The organism is Nocardia sp. NPDC052566 (assembly GCF_044547285.1).
Taxonomy (GTDB): Bacteria; Actinomycetota; Actinomycetes; order Mycobacteriales; family Mycobacteriaceae; genus Nocardia.
In genome coordinates this window covers 1,500,331-1,516,574 of the sequence record NZ_JBIUAF010000001.1, presented here as the reverse complement: position 1 = coordinate 1,516,574, position 16,244 = coordinate 1,500,331, and the positions used below count along the sequence as shown (strand labels likewise).

At 68.3% G+C, this 16,244-nt stretch carries 13 protein-coding genes and 2 tRNA genes; 5 read left to right on the top strand and 10 right to left on the bottom strand.

The genetic code is table 11. The features are described from left to right. Positions 1–139: 139 nt before the first annotated feature. The gene (locus tag ACIG5A_RS06160) at positions 140–1,507 is read left to right on the top strand and encodes a phenylacetate--CoA ligase family protein (RefSeq protein ID WP_397238270.1); all 1,368 of its coding nucleotides are present in this window, start codon (positions 140–142) and stop codon (positions 1,505–1,507) included. Here ACIG5A_RS06160 and ACIG5A_RS06155 read toward each other — a convergent pair. Then, positions 1,504–2,535, bottom strand: a complete 1,032-nt coding sequence (locus ACIG5A_RS06155) for a crotonase/enoyl-CoA hydratase family protein (protein ID WP_397238268.1) — start codon at positions 2,533–2,535, stop codon at positions 1,504–1,506. The genes ACIG5A_RS06160 and ACIG5A_RS06155 overlap by 4 nt on opposite strands. 187 nt (positions 2,536–2,722) lie before the next feature. After that, positions 2,723–4,108, bottom strand: a complete 1,386-nt coding sequence (locus ACIG5A_RS06150) for an amino acid permease (RefSeq protein ID WP_397238266.1) — start codon at positions 4,106–4,108, stop codon at positions 2,723–2,725. A gap of 166 nt (positions 4,109–4,274) precedes the next feature. Here ACIG5A_RS06150 and ACIG5A_RS06145 point away from each other — a divergent pair, with 166 nt between their 5' ends. After that, positions 4,275–7,607, top strand: coding sequence for a carboxyl transferase domain-containing protein (locus tag ACIG5A_RS06145; RefSeq protein WP_397238831.1), 3,333 nt, complete (start codon positions 4,275–4,277; stop codon positions 7,605–7,607). Between the two features lie 278 nt (positions 7,608–7,885). Then, complete coding sequence (locus ACIG5A_RS06140) at positions 7,886–8,272, top strand: hypothetical protein (RefSeq protein ID WP_397238264.1); 387 nt, start codon at positions 7,886–7,888, stop codon at positions 8,270–8,272. Positions 8,273–8,319: 47 nt separating this feature from the next. Here ACIG5A_RS06140 and ACIG5A_RS06135 read toward each other — a convergent pair. The 3 genes from ACIG5A_RS06135 to ACIG5A_RS06125 all read right to left on the bottom strand — a co-directional run bounded on the left by ACIG5A_RS06135 (position 8,320) and on the right by ACIG5A_RS06125 (position 10,021). Continuing rightward, a tRNA-Lys gene (locus ACIG5A_RS06135) sits at positions 8,320–8,392 on the bottom strand. Between the two features lie 48 nt (positions 8,393–8,440). After that, positions 8,441–8,516 (bottom strand) — tRNA-Glu (locus ACIG5A_RS06130). Between the two features lie 275 nt (positions 8,517–8,791). Further along, the gene (locus ACIG5A_RS06125) at positions 8,792–10,021 is read right to left on the bottom strand and encodes a serine hydrolase domain-containing protein (RefSeq protein WP_397238262.1); all 1,230 of its coding nucleotides are present in this window, start codon (positions 10,019–10,021) and stop codon (positions 8,792–8,794) included. A gap of 198 nt (positions 10,022–10,219) precedes the next feature. On the opposite strand from ACIG5A_RS06125, the gene ACIG5A_RS06120 reads away from it, so the two are divergent. Next, positions 10,220–10,858, top strand: coding sequence for a pentapeptide repeat-containing protein (locus tag ACIG5A_RS06120; protein ID WP_397238260.1), 639 nt, complete (start codon positions 10,220–10,222; stop codon positions 10,856–10,858). Between the two features lie 98 nt (positions 10,859–10,956). On the opposite strand, the gene ACIG5A_RS06115 is transcribed toward ACIG5A_RS06120, so the two are convergent. After that, positions 10,957–11,706 (bottom strand): TetR/AcrR family transcriptional regulator, encoded by a 750-nt coding sequence (locus ACIG5A_RS06115; RefSeq protein ID WP_397238258.1) that lies wholly within the window; start codon positions 11,704–11,706, stop codon positions 10,957–10,959. A gap of 100 nt (positions 11,707–11,806) precedes the next feature. Between ACIG5A_RS06115 and ACIG5A_RS06110 the strand changes: the two genes are divergently transcribed. Further along, positions 11,807–12,451: a hypothetical protein gene (locus ACIG5A_RS06110; protein ID WP_397238256.1), complete on the top strand. Its 645-nt coding sequence runs from the start codon at positions 11,807–11,809 to the stop codon at positions 12,449–12,451. On the opposite strand, the gene ACIG5A_RS06105 is transcribed toward ACIG5A_RS06110, so the two are convergent. The 4 genes from ACIG5A_RS06105 to ACIG5A_RS06090 are packed head-to-tail and all read right to left on the bottom strand — an operon-like array spanning position 12,444 to position 16,244. Further along, on the bottom strand, positions 12,444–13,085 hold the full coding sequence (locus ACIG5A_RS06105) for a hypothetical protein (protein WP_397238254.1): 642 nt from the start codon (positions 13,083–13,085) through the stop codon (positions 12,444–12,446). The genes ACIG5A_RS06110 and ACIG5A_RS06105 overlap by 8 nt on opposite strands. Positions 13,086–13,096: 11 nt before the next feature. After that, positions 13,097–14,068 (bottom strand): MlaD family protein, encoded by a 972-nt coding sequence (locus ACIG5A_RS06100; protein WP_397238252.1) that lies wholly within the window; start codon positions 14,066–14,068, stop codon positions 13,097–13,099. Next, entirely contained in the window at positions 14,065–15,147 is a 1,083-nt protein-coding gene (locus ACIG5A_RS06095) for an MlaD family protein (protein ID WP_397238250.1), read from the bottom strand. Before ACIG5A_RS06095 ends, ACIG5A_RS06100 begins: the two co-directional genes overlap by 4 nt. Further along, a complete protein-coding gene (locus ACIG5A_RS06090; protein WP_397238248.1) occupies positions 15,144–16,244 on the bottom strand; it encodes an MlaD family protein in 1,101 nt (366 codons plus the stop codon). The genes ACIG5A_RS06095 and ACIG5A_RS06090 overlap by 4 nt, the downstream gene beginning before the upstream one ends.

The following is a 16,244-nucleotide window of genomic DNA, read 5'->3' as shown; positions in this document are numbered from 1 at the left end:
GGAGCTTGCCCACCGGCGCGCCCGCTGTCGTGAGTACCGTCTACTCGTTTTCGCAGGTGAGAGGCGATCGGCCGGTGGCGGGCGCATTCGGCGGTAACTTGGACGGCGACGCAGGTACGCCGCGCGGAAGGGCACGCCGATGGATGTTCTGACCTTGTTCCAGCGCACCGCGGCGACGGTGCCCGCGTATCGGAAATTCCTGGGCGACAACGGTATCGATCCGGGAGATATCACGGATATGGCCGGGTTCGGGCGGCTGCCGTTGACCACCAAGGCCAACTATCACCAGCGGTATCCACTACCGGAACGCTGCCGGGACGGGGAGCTGTCCGGCTGCGATGTGATCGCGGTGTCGTCGGGGTCCACCGGGACGCCGACGTTCTGGCCGCGGGCGATCGCCGACGAGGCGGCGGCGGTGCGCAGATTCCGGCAGGTGCTGGTGGACGGGTTCGGGGCGGACAAGCGCAGGACGCTCGCGGTGGTCTGCTTCCCGCTCGGTACCTGGGTCGGCGGGGTGTACACGCTGTCGTGCCTGCGCGCGCTGGCGCCGGAGCTGCCGCTGACCATCGTCGCGCCGGGCAACAACAAGGCCGAGATTCTGCGGGTGACACCGGAATTGGGTGCGTACGCGGATCAGGTGGTGCTGCTCGGGTATCCGCCGTTCCTCAAGGATGTCGTCGACACCGGCATCCGCGCCGGCATCGACTGGTCGCGCTACGGGGTGAAACTGGTGCTGGCCGGTGAGGTGGTCAGCGAACAGTGGCGGACGCTGCTGGGGGAGCGGGCCGCGCTCGATCCGGTGCACGATGTCGCCGCGCTGTACGGCACCGCCGACGGCGGCGTACTCGGCAACGAGACGCCGCTGAGCGTGCGGATCCGGCGATTTCTCGCCGAACGTCCCGCGGTGGCGGGGGAGCTGTTCGGCGAACTGCGGCTGCCGACGCTGCTGCAATACGACCCGGCCGACCGGTACTTCGAATCCGCGGGCGGCACACTGGCATTCACCGCCGACGCGGGCGTGCCGCTGATCCGCTATCACATCGACGACCACGGCGGCATCGTCCCGTTCGAGCGGATGATCGGGTTCTGCCGCGAGCACGGGCTCGACCTCGACGACGGGCCGCAGCTGCCGTTTGTCTACGTGTTCGGCCGTGACGTGCACGCGGTCTCGGTATTCGGTGCCAACGTCTATCCGGAGAACATCTCGATCGGACTGGAACAGCCCGAGATCTGCGAGTGGGTGACCGGCAAATTCGTGCTGGAGGCATGGGAGGACGCGGACCGGGACCGGCGGCTGCGGGTCACCGTGGAACTGGCTCCCGGCGAGGCGAATACGGCCGCGCGCACCCAGCTGGCCGGGGCATCGCTGCGCACCCAGCTGATCGCGCTCAACAGCGAATACGCGAACTTCGTGCCCGCCGAGCGGCAGCTACCGCACGTCGAACTACTGCCCGCGGGCGACCCCGACTACTTCCCGATCGGGGTCAAGCACCGGTACACGCGCTAGTCCTCCGTGCGGAACTGGGCGCGCTTGTAGTCGCCGAACGGTTCGTCGCGCTCACGCACCGCCTCGCGGAAACCCGCGGTGGCCGAACGCAGTTGGAAGGCGTATCCCTCGCGGGTGTGCCGGGAGATGCCGTCGAAGACGGTGCTGATCATCGCCGAGTTGGCCACGCCCTGGGATTGCAGCGCGGAATTCAGCGCCAGCTTGGCCATCATCAGCTGATTGACCGGCATCCGCGCGATGCGGCCGACGAAATCCTCGGTGCGCGCGTCGAGTTCGCCGGCGGGGCAGGATTCGACCGCGAGCCCCCATTCGGCGGCCTGCTTTCCGCTGAGGCAGTCGCCGGTGAACAGCAGCCGCTTGGCCCGCTGATCGCCGAGCCGGTGCGCCCACATGCCCGCCGCCGGAATGCCCCACACCCTGGTGGGCGGATATCCGATCTTCGTATCGTCGGCGCAGATGATCTGATCGGCGTAGAGCGCGATATCGGTGCCGCCCGCGATGGCGAAGCCGTGCAGCTTGGCCACCGTCGGCTTGTTCGCGTGCATGAGGCTGGCGAAGCCGCGGTTGAACCGGCTCATCATGGCGTAGTCGATCATCGGATCCCAAGTGCCCCAGGGATTGTGGTTGATCGCCTGGACCACCGGATCGGTGACGGTGCCGGTGGCATCGACCGCGCCCTCGGCGGGGGATATGCCCTGTTCGGCGAATATGTCCAGGTCGTAGCCGCCGCAGAAACCCTTGCCGCGCCCCGACACCAGGATGACGTGCACCCGTGGATCCAGATCGGCGCGCTCGACCGCGTGTGCCAGATCGATCGGGGTGTCCGGCGTGATGGCGTTGCCCTTGTCCGGACGGTTGAAGGTGATGCGGGCGATCCGGCCGTCGCGCTCGTAGGTGAGGGTCCGGTACTCCCTGCCGTCCTCGGGCTCCGGTCGTCGCTGCCACGGCGAATCCGGTGCCTCGGTCCAGTTCTCGTACCAGGCGGCGGGGCGGGTACCCGAATGATTCTGGTAGTCAGGCTGATTCACGTGGAACCCCTAGTGCACTCGATGCCGACTCACGGTGCGCACGTCAGGACCGGTGCGCTCGGCATCGGTGCAGTGCGTGCACGGTGACACTACATGCAGGGCACTCGGCTGAACGGACACCGATCACCGGAGGGGCGCGAAATCGGCCCAGTCGGATCGAAAGGTGTCCGCTGGGCCGAGTCCGGCATCAAGCCAACGTGGATTTCTTACGCCCGTAGCCGTAGTAGACGGCCGAGCCGACCGCGACCCACACCGCGAACCGCACCCAGGTGAGCTTGTCCAGTGTCGTCGCCATCAAGAGGCAGCCGATCAGGGCGAGGATCGGGACCAGTGGCACCAGCGGGGTGCGGAACGGCCGCTCACGCAGCGGCTCCAGCTTGCGCAGCACCAGCACGCCGACACACACCACCGCGAATGCCGACAGCGCGCCGATGTTCACCAGCTCGACCACGATATCGATGGGCACGAGCCCGGCGATCACCGCGCAGAGGACACCGAGCAGCACGGTCAGCCGCGCCGGGGTGGCGCGCTTGCCGGTGGCCGCCAGGCCGGGCGGCAGCAGCCGGTCGCGCGACATCGCGAAGGCCAGCCGCACGGGCGCGTAGATGATCAGCAGCAGGCCCTTGGTCAGCGCGATGATCGAGGCGACCACGATGACATTGCCGATCCAGCCGATGTTCAGCGCGCCGAACGCGGTCGCGATGGGCGCGCTGTTGTTGAGCGAGGCGAACGGCGCGATACCGGTGAGCACCGCGCTCACCAGCGCGTAGAGCAGTGTCGCGATGAGCACCGTGCCGATGATCGCGAACGGCACGTCCCGGCGCGGATTCTTCGCCTCCTCCGCGGAGGCGGCGACCACGTCGAAGCCGAGGAACGCGAAGAAGGCGATGGCCGCGCCGCCGATGATGCCGCCGGCACCGAAGGGCGCGAACGGCGTCCAGTTGTTCACGTCGATATGCGGTGCGCCGACCGCGACGACCAGCACGAGCACGCCGATGGTCACGCCGACGAGCACCTTGGTGATGCGCGCGGTCAGCGACACCTCGCCGACGAGCACCGCGACCACCACGGCGATGATCAGCACGGCGGGCAGGTTCACGATGCCGCCCTCGGTGGGACCGGCGGTGATCGCCGTCGGCAGTTCGATGCCGAATATCGACTTCAACGCCGACACCGTGGTGCCGGACCAGCCGATGGCCACCGCGGCGCCCGCGATGACGAATTCCAGCAGCAGATTCCAGCCGACCAGGAACGCGGGCGCCTCGCCGAGGGTCGCGTAGGTGTAGGTATAGGCGCTGCCCGATACGGGCGTCATCGCCGCGAGTTCGCTGTAGCAGAGCGCGACGAGCACGCACACCGTGCCGGCCAGCACGAACGACAGCACGATCGACGGACCGGCCTTCTCGGCCGCGGCGACACCGGTGATCACGAAGATGCCCGCGCCGACGATCGTGCCGACGCCCATCGCGGTGAGGTCGAGCCTGCCGAGGCTGCGGCGCAGCGTCGACGCGCCCTCGGTGGCCGAAGCATCGGGCATGCGGCGGCGCCATTGCCGGGCTGGTGCGCTGGTCATCGACTCCCTCAACGTGTCAACGATCGGCCGGGCTGGACCTGATCGACCGTCCATTCTCGTCGGTGCCCGCGCCGCGCCGAAGACCGGGGGTGTTGCACCGCACGCCGACTCGCATCCGATGCCCGGTGTTGTCGACGTCACCGCCGCGGTCGGCGAGACTGGCCGGATGCACGTTGTGGTGGTGAACAGAGGCGAGATCGCGGTCCGGGTATTGCGGACCGCGCGCGAGCGCGGCGACCGGACGCTGGCGGTGTACACCGAGGACGAGCGCGAGGCCGCGCACGTCCGCCTGGCCGACGACGCGGTCCAGTTGCCCGGCGCGGGAGCGGCCGCCTATCTGGATGTCGCCGCGCTGGTCGCCGCCGCGCGCAAGGCCGGGCCGGGCGCGGTGGTCCACCCCGGTTACGGCTTCCTGAGTGAGAGCGCGGAGCTTGCGGCGGCGTGCGCGGCGGCCGGACTGGTGTTCGCCGGACCGTCACCGGAGGTGTTGCGGGTGTTCGGCGACAAGCTCGCGGCGCGGGCGGCGGCCGCGCGCGCCGGTGTCGCGGTACCGGCGGCGACCGCTTCCGGCGCGGCGCGCGACGACATCGCCGCGCTGCTCACCGCTCATCCCGGCGGCGTCATGATCAAGGCGATCGCCGGCGGCGGTGGCCGCGGTATGCGGGTCGTGCACGACCCCGTCGAGGTCGCCGAGGCGTATGAACGCTGCCGTGCCGAAGCGCTGGCCGGATTCGGCGACGACACCGTGTACGCGGAGGCGTTGGTGCCGGGCGCCAGGCATATCGAGGTGCAGGTTGTCGCCGACGGTGTCCGCGCGCTCGCGCTCGGCGACCGCGATTGCAGCGTGCAGCGGCGGCGGCAGAAGCTGATCGAGATCGCGCCCGCGCCGGATCTCGATGTGCCGCTGCGCGAACGGTTGCATCGCGACGCGATAGCGATCACCGAATCGGTGGGCGCGCGCGGCGTGCTCACCGTCGAGTTCCTCGTGGCGGGCGCGGACGCGTGGTTCCTCGAGGTGAACCCGCGCCTGCAGGTCGAGCACACCGTCACCGAGGAGGTGACAGGTGTCGATCTGGTCGCGGTGCAATTAGATCTGGCACAGGGGTTGGATCCGGCGCAAGGGTTGGATCCGGCGGAGGGGTCGAATCGGGCGGAGAGGTTGAATCGGGCGGAGAGGTTGAATCGGGCGGAGAGGTTGAATCGGGCGGAGAGGTTGAATCGGGCGGAGAGGTTGAATCGGGCACAGGGGCGCACGCTGGCCGAGCTCGGGCTGCCGGATCCGGCGCCGCGCGGGTTCGCCGTGCAGGCCAGGGTGAACGCCGAGTTGGTCGGCGCGGGCGGTGAGGTGCTGCCGAGTACCGGTGTGCTGACGCAGTTCTCGGCGCCGACCGGCACCGGGGTGCGCGTCGATACGGCCGCCTTTCCGGGGATGCGGCAGAGCGCGCACTTCGATTCGCTGCTGGCCAAGGTCGTCGCGCGCGGGCCGTCCTATCCGGCCGCGCTGCGGCGCGCGGCGGATGCGCTGGCGGAGACGGTGATCGGCGGGATCGACACGAACGCGGGCCTGTTGCGTGTCGTGCTCGACGAACTGGCCACCGGCAACACCGTGTCCACCACCTGGTTCGAGGAGCATGCCGACGAATTGGTCACGCGCGCGGGCGAATACGCGATAGCGGCGGGCACCGATGTCGCCTCGGCGCCCGGTGGCACGGCGGTCACCGATCTCGGCCTGCGCGCCGAGGAACAGGCCATGCGCTCACCGATCGGCGGCACCGTGGTCAGCCTGGCCGCGCCGGGGACCGTGCTGGCCGCCGGTGCGGAGGTCGCGGTGCTGGAGGCGATGAAGATGCAGCATGTACTGCGGGCCGAGCAGGCGATGCTGGTCGAACGTCACGTGGTTGCGGCGGGTGCGGTCGTCGATCCGCATGCGCCGCTGCTGGTTTGGGTCGAGGCTGAACACAACGGCACGGAGGCCGAGGGTGCGGCGGTGGATCTGGACGCGGTGCGGGGCGATCTCGCCGAGGTGCGGGAGCGGCACCATCTCGGATCGGACGATGCCCGTCCCGACGCGGTCGCCAAACGGCATCGGCTCGGCCGCCGCACGGCGCGGGCCAATATCGCCGATCTCGTCGACGCGGACAGCTTCGTCGAATACGGCGCGCTCGCGGTGGCCGCCCAGCGGCTGCGCCGCAGCCAGGAGGATCTGATCGCGAATACGCCCGCCGACGGTTTGATCGCGGGCGTGGCCACGGTCAATGCCGGGACCTTCGGCGCCGAGCGGGCGCGGGCCGCGGTGCTGTCCTACGACTACACGGTGCTGGCGGGTACCCAGGGCATGCGCAACCACGCAAAGACCGATCGCCTGTTGGAACTCGCACGCGCACAGGGACTTCCGGTGGTGTTCTTCACCGAGGGCGGCGGCGGGCGGCCCGGCGACACCGACTATCCCGGCATCTCCGGACTCGACGTGACGACGTTCCGCGCCATGGGCGCGCTGTCCGGCCACGTCCCGCTGATCGGCATCGTGTCCGGGCGGTGCTTCGCGGGTAATGCGGCGCTGCTCGGCATCTGCGATGTCGTCATCGCGACCCCGGACGCGAATATCGGGATGGGCGGGCCCGCGATGATCGAGGGCGGCGGGCTCGGCGTGTACGCGCCGGAGGATATCGGGCCCATCGAGGTGCAGCGGCGCAACGGTGTCGTCCACATCGTCGCCGAGGACGAGGCGGACGCGGTCGCCATCGCCCGCCGCTACCTCGGGTACTTCCAAGGCGGCGTGGACGAGTGGACCGCGCCCGATCCGCGCCTGACCCGGCATGTGGTGCCGGAGAACCGGTTACGCGCCTTCGCGGTGCGTGACGCCATCGAGGCCGTCGCCGATGTCGGCTCCGTGCTGGAGCTGCGCCGCGACTGGGGTGTCGGCATCGTCACCGCGCTGATCCGGATCGAAGGGCGTCCGTTCGGGCTCATCGCCAACGACTGCCACCATCTCGGCGGCGCCATCGACGCCGCCGCGGCCGACAAGCTCAGCATGTTCCTGCGGCTGTGCGACAGCCACGGCCTGCCGATCGTCTCGCTGTGCGACACCCCCGGCTTCATGGTCGGTCCCGACGCCGAAAAGGAAGCCACCGTAACCAAATTCAGCCGGCTGTTCATCGACGCGGCGGCGCTGTCGGTTCCGTGGGGCACGGTCATCCTGCGCAAGGGGTACGGGCTCGGCGCCCAGGCCATGGCCGCGGGATCGTTCCGTGCGCCCCGTTTCGTCATCGCCTGGCCCACCGGCGAAATCGGCGGCATGGGCCTCGAGGGCGCGGTCCGCCTCGGCTTCGCCAAAGAACTCGCCGCCATCGAGGATCCGGAGAAACAACGCGAAGCCTTCGACAATCTGGTGCAACTCGCCTACGCGAATGGCAAAGCACTCACGGCCGCCACCGTATTCGAACTCGACGCGGTCATCGATCCCGCCGATACCCGCCGCTGGCTCACGACGCTGCGGTGATAGCGCGCCGGAATTTCGTCGTCGGGCAGGCCCGACGCGCGCAGGCCTGCAACAGGCGTCGGCAAAGGGCCGGTGACCGTTGTGTGACCGAGAGCACGGTAGGCGGCACGGGTTCGGCGCCCGCGTTTTTGTTCGCGGGCACACCGGGCGCGACCGGCCGATGTTGTGGAAAAGTAACCGCGGCACACCCGATTCGACTCCGGAATTACAGCGTGCTCTTCGCCAATTGCTGCCTTTTCTCTCAGCCTCGGAGCCCATTCCAGGCATAGCTTTTCGATATGACCAACATGCGGAGCTACATCAAGAATCACCGCGCCATGGTGGCGATCGGAGCTTCGATCACCGCAGCATTTGTCGCCGTCGGCGCTGTCGTCCCGGCCATCGCCTCGGCGGACGCGCCTGCGCAACCCGGTCCCGTTGTCACCGCTGTCGGCTGGGTGACCGGCGACAGCGGATCCACGCTGACCGTCCTGCCCACCGCTGGTCCGCAGCCCCTGATGCTGACCGGCGTGAACGTCACCCCGACCACCGCTATCACCTTCAAAGACCAGCCCGGCGTGGAGATGTCGTCGATCATCCCCGGCGACAAGGTCGACGTGGTCGGCTATCAGATGCCCGGCAATTCGATTCAGGCAACATCGGTCAACGTCGCATTCCAGCCCTGAGAGCCTGGAAGCATTGTGGAGCGCCTGCGATCGGAGGCGCTCCGCAGTGCTCCCAGTAGGATTCGAACCCACGACCCGCCGATTAAAAGTCGGCTGCTCTACCAGCTGAGCTATAGGAGCGTGACCCCGGCGGGAATTCAACCCGCGGAGGTCGAGCACGAGACCGTGTGACGCAGATCGGAATCGAACCGACGGAGTACCTGAATGAAAGTCAGGGTGCCCATGCCAGCAGAGCAACTGCGCCAGGTGGGGCGATCGAACCCCTCAGCGGCGTTTATGTTCACTTTCCCGGGCGGCATCGAACGCGCGTGATCGCGGCGTGGATGCGGTGAACCCGGTCATCGTGAAAACCCTTTCGCTGGTGTCGATGTCGTCGACGGTAGCATCGGGTGGCGAGGCAGCGACAGTGAATTATCCCGCCGAGCGCAGTCGAATGGCCCTGCGACACGCCGTAATAAGGGGCCATTCGACTGCGCTCGGCGAATCTCGCTCACCTGTGCGGCATTCGGGGCGGGGGTGCTACGCGAGGGAATTCTGTACGGCCGCAACCAGGTTGCGGGCGCGCAGGTCCGGTGCGCCTTCGATGATGTAGTTGGTGACGTAGCCGAAGGCGAGGCCGGTGGCCGGGTCGGCGTAGGCGAGCGAGCCACCGCGGCCGGGGTGACCGAAGGAACCGGCGGGCAGCGCGAATGTGTCGGCGGGAAGCATGTAGCCGGTGGCGTAGCGGTCCTGCAGCATCATCACCCGGTCGAGTCCCGCGGCCTGTTCGGCGGTGGCGTCGGCCAGCGTTTCCGGTGTGAGCAAACGGTTTCCGTCGACCTCGCCGATCAGGGCGGCGTAGAGGCGGGCCAGTCCGCGTGCGGTGCCGATGCCGTTGCTGGAGGGGATTTCCGCCGCGTGGACGGCGGGGGAGTTGAAGTCGATATCCGGCGGATCGGTGACCTCGAAGGCGCGGTTGGCCAGCGACTCCGGATCGCGCAGCGCGGCCGCCATGTCGCGGTACTGCTCGGGAACGAATTCCTCGGGCACCGCGGCCAGGTCGACGGCGGGCGCGAAAATCAAGCGGCTCACCCGATCTCGCTCGGCATCGGGCAACCCGATGTAGAAGTCGACGCCGAACGGTTCGGCGATCTCCTGCGCCAGGATCTGTCCGACGGTGCGGCCGGTGGCCCGGTGGATGACCTCGCCGACCAGCCAGCCGAAGGTGCGGCCGTGGTAGCCGTGCGCGGTGCCCGGCGTCCAATTCGGGGCCTGCGCGGCCAGCGCGTCGACCATCGGGTGCCAGGCCAGCGCATCCGCCAGCGGTATCGGCTTGTCCAGCGCGGCGACGCCCGCCTGATGGGTCAGCAGCCAGCGGACCGGAATCTCCGCCTTGCCCGCGGCCGCGAACTCCGGCCAGTACCGGGCGACCGGTGCGTCCAGATCGAGCTCGCCACGCTGCGCGAGCAGATGCGCGACCGTCGCGGTCACGCCCTTGGTCGCCGAGTAGACGAGCTGCACAGTGTCACGTTCCCAAGGCTTTTCGGCCTCCGGATCGGCGACACCACCCCAGAGGTCGACCACCGGCCGCCCGTTCAGGTACACCGCTACCGCCGCACCGACATCACCCTGTTCGGCGAAATTCGCGGCGAACGCCGTACGGACCGCCTCGAATCCGGCGGCGACACTTCCCTCGATCTGCATACGGGCAAGCATCGCACGGGCGACGATCGAGATCCGCGGCCGAAGGACGAGACGGGTGACCGCCATCGAACTCGGCGCCGTCGCGGCGGGTGCCGAACTCCTGTCGCGAAACGATGTCCGGGGGTGATCAGCCGCGCCATCGTCACCGAACATCCCAGCCAGCCGTCTCGCCGAGGACAGGGCACCGAAATGACCGCTCATGACCGGGGGCCGTATTGGGTAGGGTTTTCGGAGGTCCAATGATTCGACGTGGAAGGGGTTGGCATGCCGAACAAGCTCGAGGATCTGCCCTATGCGCGTTATCTCACGCCGTTCGAGGGTGAGCTCGAGCCCGAAGGCGAGTACGAGTGCGCGCAGATCAGCGGTGTGTTCGAGGACGCGCACATCGGCTACGCCAGGTTCAGCGAGTCGGCGTTCACCGGGGTGGTGGCGACGAGGGGCAGCATGCGCTTCGCCCAGTTCGCCGATGTCTGGCTGCGCGATGTGCGCTGGGTGGGCACCGACGTCTCCGACACCGCATGGCGGGACTCGGAGATGATCGCCGGCGCGCTGTCCGGCGTCGACCTGGCCGGATCGCAACTGCGTCGCCTGCGTTTCGAGGGCTGCAAATTCGATTCGGTCAACTTCCGCAAGTCGAACCTGCGCGATGTGGAGTTCGTCGATTGCGTGTTGCGGCACGCCGATTTCGCTGACGCGTCGCTGACGAACGTGCGCTTCCCCGGGTCCATCCTGGACGAGATCACGCTCAGCAGGGCAGAGCTGACGAAGGTCGATCTACGCGGCGCCCATGCCATCGGCATCGCCGAAGGCATGGAGGCGTTGCGCGGCGCCACTATCACCCCCGGACAGCTCATGGATCTCGCGCCGGCTTTCGCCCGGCATTTCGGCATCGTCGTCCGTTAGGTTTCGCGATAGCGGAATCGGAATGCGTTCGATCGCGGCTGTCACGATCGCGGCTGTCACGATCGCGGCTGTCACGGTCGCGGAAGGATCGCCGCGGACTAGCGTGTGCCGTCGGCGATGCCGTCCACAGTCGCCGCGACACCGTCCAGCACCAGGTCGAGGCCGAAGCCGAAGTCGTCGGCCGGTTCGGTGGCGGGTGGTGCGAAGGCATCCGAGGCGAAAAGTGCCGCGGCGTCAGGGAATCGGTCTGGATCGATCAGGCGCGCCATCTGTCGCGCGTAGTCGAGGTTGGTCTGCGATTCGTCGCGGCCGGTGCCGCCGCGACCCTGTTCCAGCTGTTGCAGGAGTATGTCGGTATGGCGCACGTAGCCGCTCACCACGGTGATCACGCCGACCTTCACGCCGGGATCGAGGCCGGTCTCGCGTAGTGCCCGCAGGCCCGCGTCCATCCAGGCGATGGCGTTGGGGCCGCGCGGCGGGCCCGCGATGGGCAAGTGCGGCAGCCATGGATGGGCGAGGTAGGTCGCGCGCAGCGCCACGGCCCAATCGCGCAGTGCGGCACGCCAATTCGTCACCTCCGCGGGCGGCGGGGGACCGGTCGCCGCGTCGGCCATCAGCACCAGCAATTCGTCCTTGGAGCCGATGTGCCGATACAGCGACATCGGTGTGACGCCGAGGGTTTCGGCGATCTTGGGCAGTGTCGCGCCGGAGAGGCCCGCGCGATCGGCCGATTCGATGGCGGTGCGCACCACCCGGTCGACATCGAGCGCCGCGGGACGGCCGAGCCTGGATCCGGCGGGCAGGCGCCAGAGGCGTGCGAGGTCCGCGGGCGTGGTGTCCTCGGTCATGCGAGCTCCGGATCCCTTCCTGTTGCCTACCGTCGGTTCGAAGGTTAGCATACGTCTTATAGTTTATCTCTTATACTAATGGTGGACATACCCACCAGGAATGCGAGAATCCATGGACGGCAATCCCATTCAGCGCATCACCGGGGCGACCGGCGTGCTCGCGACGCTGCTGATGCTGGTCGAGCTGCCCCTCTACTTCGTCTACGGCGGTGCGCCGCCGGACGGGAACATCTTCACGCGCAGCCTGCTCGGCATCGTCGGCGCCACGCTGATGATCGTGTTCATGGCCGGGCTGCCTCAGCTGGTGAAGACCGCGCCGCCCGAGCGCGCGTGGGCGGGCACGGTGTCGGCGGTCGCCGGGCTGCTCTGGACGACGATCGCGCTGGTCTCGATGGGGCTGGAGGTCGGCGCGGCGATCCAGGCGCCGGAGCCGATCGACCCGACCGTCGCCGTCAGCGGCACCTACATCCTGTACGGATCGATCTCCAAACTGCTGATGGCGCTGTTCCTCGGTGCGTTCGCCTACGCCTTCGCCGACCGGCTGCCACGCTGGACGGTCCGGTCCGCGGCCGTGCTCGCGGTCGTCCAGCTCGCGTTCGTGCCCTCGCTGTACTTCGGGAACGACCCGGCGAACTTCTACGCCGCCAACGGCTGGGGTACCACCGCGACCATGGGCGGGTTCATCATCCTGTGGATACTCGCCGCGAGCATCGCGATCCTGCGCACCCGCCGGGTGACTACTTGAGCGGGATGGTCCGGTCGGGCGAGCCGGCCTCGGTGATCTTCCAGCCCAGGTTCTTGTCGACGGTGACCGGATAGCTCACCATCGCCCGCGCACCCTGCGGATTCTGCACATTGGTGGAGTTGATGGTGAGGAAGACCGTGACGCTGTACACGCCGTCCTTGCTGGACAGCACCTTCGCGGTGATCGGCGTCGCGGTGGCGGTGAACTTCAGCGGGGTCAGCATCTCCTGCAATGTCGCTCCTGACCCGTCGTACTTGCCCGCCAGCTGGGGTGCCGCGTTCGACTTGAGCCGCGCGAGCCAGGTGGTGATCTCGGCAAAGTTCACCGTGGACGCGCCGACCGCGTAGTCGGTGGCCACCTGTTCGGCGTGCTGTTGGTCGGCCGCCGCGGTGTCGCGATCGGCGACGTCGCCGCGGCTGGCGAACCAGCCCATCGATACGAGGGCCAAGGCCACGACGAGCACCGCGATCGCCGCGCCCGCAACGAGATTCGAGACGGACACCGATATCGAGGCGCCGTCGGGGCGGCGGGCGGCCACGGGCGCCGCGCTGCCGATCAGGGCCACCCCGTTCGGGGCACTGTCCGTTGGAGTGCCGTCGGTCGCGGCGGCCTCGTCGAGGGTGTCGTCGTTCATGATTCCTCCGGTCATTTGACGGTGATCTGCAGGTTCACCGTGCCGTCGGGACTGGTGCCGTGCAGTGCCTGGGAGATGAGCGCGCTGAGGTCCACCCGCCCCGCGACCCGATTCGTCGTGGCGATCAGCGGCTCGAATACCGGAAGCAGGGCGCGTGCGTCCGGCCCGAGTATCTTCAGCTTCTCGGTGATCTGATTCACCAGGGGCACAAGGCCGATCACCTCGTCGGTCGCGGTGAGATAGTCGCCGGGGGTGTCCCCGATCCTGATGACGCGCGCGATGGCCGCGGCGACGTCCGAGACCCGCGGCCCGAACGCCGCCCACGGCACGGATGCCTTGTCGAGTTCCGGTCCGGCCCACCACATGTCGTCGGCCCTGGACTGCATGGCCACGAGCATCCGCCGGATCAGATCGGTGCGGCTGAGCAGCGTGGCAGCGAGCAGGTCTGTGCTGCGGGACAATTCGGGGATCATCGCCTGGGTTCCGGCGAACGCCTGGCCGAAGTTGTCGATGATGGCGCCGACAGCTTTCGGATCGACCTGTTCCAGCATGCGGGTGACGGTGCGCGCCACTTCGGGAATGGAGACGGGCGCCGCGACGGTGCGCGCGTCCACCCGCTGGCCGTCGCGCAGATACGGCCCGTCGCCGCTGGTCGGCCGGAATTCCAGATACGGTTCGCCCAGGCCGGAAAGCGTCTCTATCCGTGCGCTGCTCGCGGTCGGGATGTGATAGTCGGCGGAGTAGCGGAAGGCCACCTCGACCGCCGAGCCCGCATGCGACACCGAGGTGACGCGGCCGATCTCGATGCCGTGCAGCAGCACCTTCGAGCGGTCGATCAGGCCACCCGAGTCGGGCAGCAGCATGGTCGCGGTGATGTCCTCCTTGAGCCAGTTCACCTTGACCACACCGAAGGTCAGATAGGAGCTGCCGACCACGAGGATGGTGGCGATGGCGCCGAGCGAGGCGGCCGGTGCGAGCTTCATCGGACGATTCCAATCATGCGCAGGGTGTCGATGACCCGGGTGACCTGTTCGTCGGTGCCGAGCGATGGCGCGCCCTCGATATCGACCCGGGTGACAGCCGCTTTCGGCCCGCGCTCGACGAACGGGATGATCTTGTCGCGGATCAGCGCGACCAGCTTGTTCAGATTCGACGGCGCGGTCAGATCCAGTGGCTGATCGGTGAACAGCAGCGGCACAAGGGCTTTCGCCGCCGCATCACCGGATTCCAGCAGCGGCGCCAGCCACTGCACCGCATGGCCGATCACGCCGAGCCCGCCGATCACGCCGAGGGTGAGCACCAGCGAACGCGCGTCGGCCGGAATCTCCACCGCGCCACGCGCACTCAGCAGCGCGGCCAGCTGTTCCGGATTGTCGAGCACCGCGCCCAGATCCTTCTGCACGGCCGCGAGCGCGCGGTCGACGCTGTCCAGGTTCGCCGCCACATCCTGGGCGTCGCGGCCGAGTACCTGGAAGATCCGCGCGGTGTCGACGGGTTGCCGCGGCAGCACCGCGTTCACCCGGTTGATGATGTCCTGTGCCTGCTGCACCGCGCCGCCGCCGACGAAGGTCGACATGCCTGCCAGCAGATCCTCGACCTGCAGTGCGGGCCTGGTCTGGGTGAGCGGGATGGTGCCGCCGTCCTGGATGGTCTCGGTGAAACCCGCTGCCGGCGTGGTCAATCCGATGAAGATGTCGCCGAGGATGGTGTTCTGGCGCAGCTGCACCGTGGTGTTCTTGGGCAGCCGCACCGCGGTCGAGATGTCGACGACGGCCTCGACCCGGCCCGCGCTGCCCGCCGTCGGATCGATGACCGATACCGACCGCAGCGTGCCGATGTGCGCGCCGTTGGCCACCACCTTGGCCCTGGCGGGCAGGTTCAGTGCGTTGGCGAGCTCGATATGGACCTCGTAGGTGGGGCCGGATACGGTCGCGCCGGGCACCGGAACGGCGGCCGGGTCGAAGCCGCAGCCCGCGGCGAGCAGGACCGAGGCCATCCCGATGCCGACGCCCGAGGCGACCCTGGCGCGCGTGGTGCGTCGCATCGGTCTGTCCGCGGTCATCGGGCACCAACCATCCCCAGCACCAACGGCACCAGATTCACTCCGGCCAAACCGTTTTCCGCGGAAGGGCAACGACCCGGCGTCACGGCGTTGATGGCCGCGCACACCTGCTCGGCCTGGTCCTGTGGCAGGGCCACCCGCGGCGCCGCGTAGGTCACCCTCGGCCAGCCGGTCGCGGGATCGATGACCGTCTCGAACGCGTCGACGATCGGCGGGATCATCTCGACGAGCTCTTTGAGCGTGCCGACGTTGGCCGCGATGAGCCGCAGCCCCGGCACCGCGCCGTCGAGTGCGCCGAGCAGCGGCCTGCCGTAGTCGCGTGCGAGCCGATTGAGCCAGGGCAGGATCACCAGCAGCGAGTTGACGAGGGTCACCACCCGTTCCCAGAGCATGTTGATGAAGTCGATGCCGGTATTGGCCAGCGTCACCATCGTTTTGATGTCGTCCCAGTTCACCGCCATGCTGTCGGCGATCGAGGCGACCGCGTCGATCAGCGCGCCGATATTGCCGATGGCGGCGTCGGGTTTGCGCAACGCGGTCGCCAGATCCCTGATCAGCGCGTTGAGTTTCGGCCCAGTCCCCGAGGTGGCGGTCTGGAAGGCGTTGACGCTGTCGCGAATGCGGGTCTGTTCCTTGGCGTTGTCGCGCCCGCTGAGCTGTGCGGCCAGCTCCGAAAAGCCCTGCAGGCTTTCGCTGATGCTCTTCGGCGTGAAGGTCTTGGTGAGGCACCGGCCGCGATCCCAGGTGGTGCTCGCCTTCGGTTCACCGAGTACGGCCAGGTTGCGGTCGGCGACCAGGGTGTCGGACACGGTGGTCGCGGTCGGCTGACCGCGCAGTGGATGGTCGGCGTCCACCTCGAAATCGACACGGACACCGGCCCCTTCCGGCTTTATCGCGGTCACCGTGCCGACGGTGACGCCGAGCATGGTGACGTGATTGCCCGGATACAAACCGACGGCGTCCGGCATCATCGCGCAATAGCTCAGCGTCGGCTTCATCGGGTTGTACACCACGAGATAGCCCGCCACCGCGGCCACCGCGAGCAGCAGCGCACCGACGACGGTGACGAAACCCGGTGAGGCGAGTACACGTTTCAT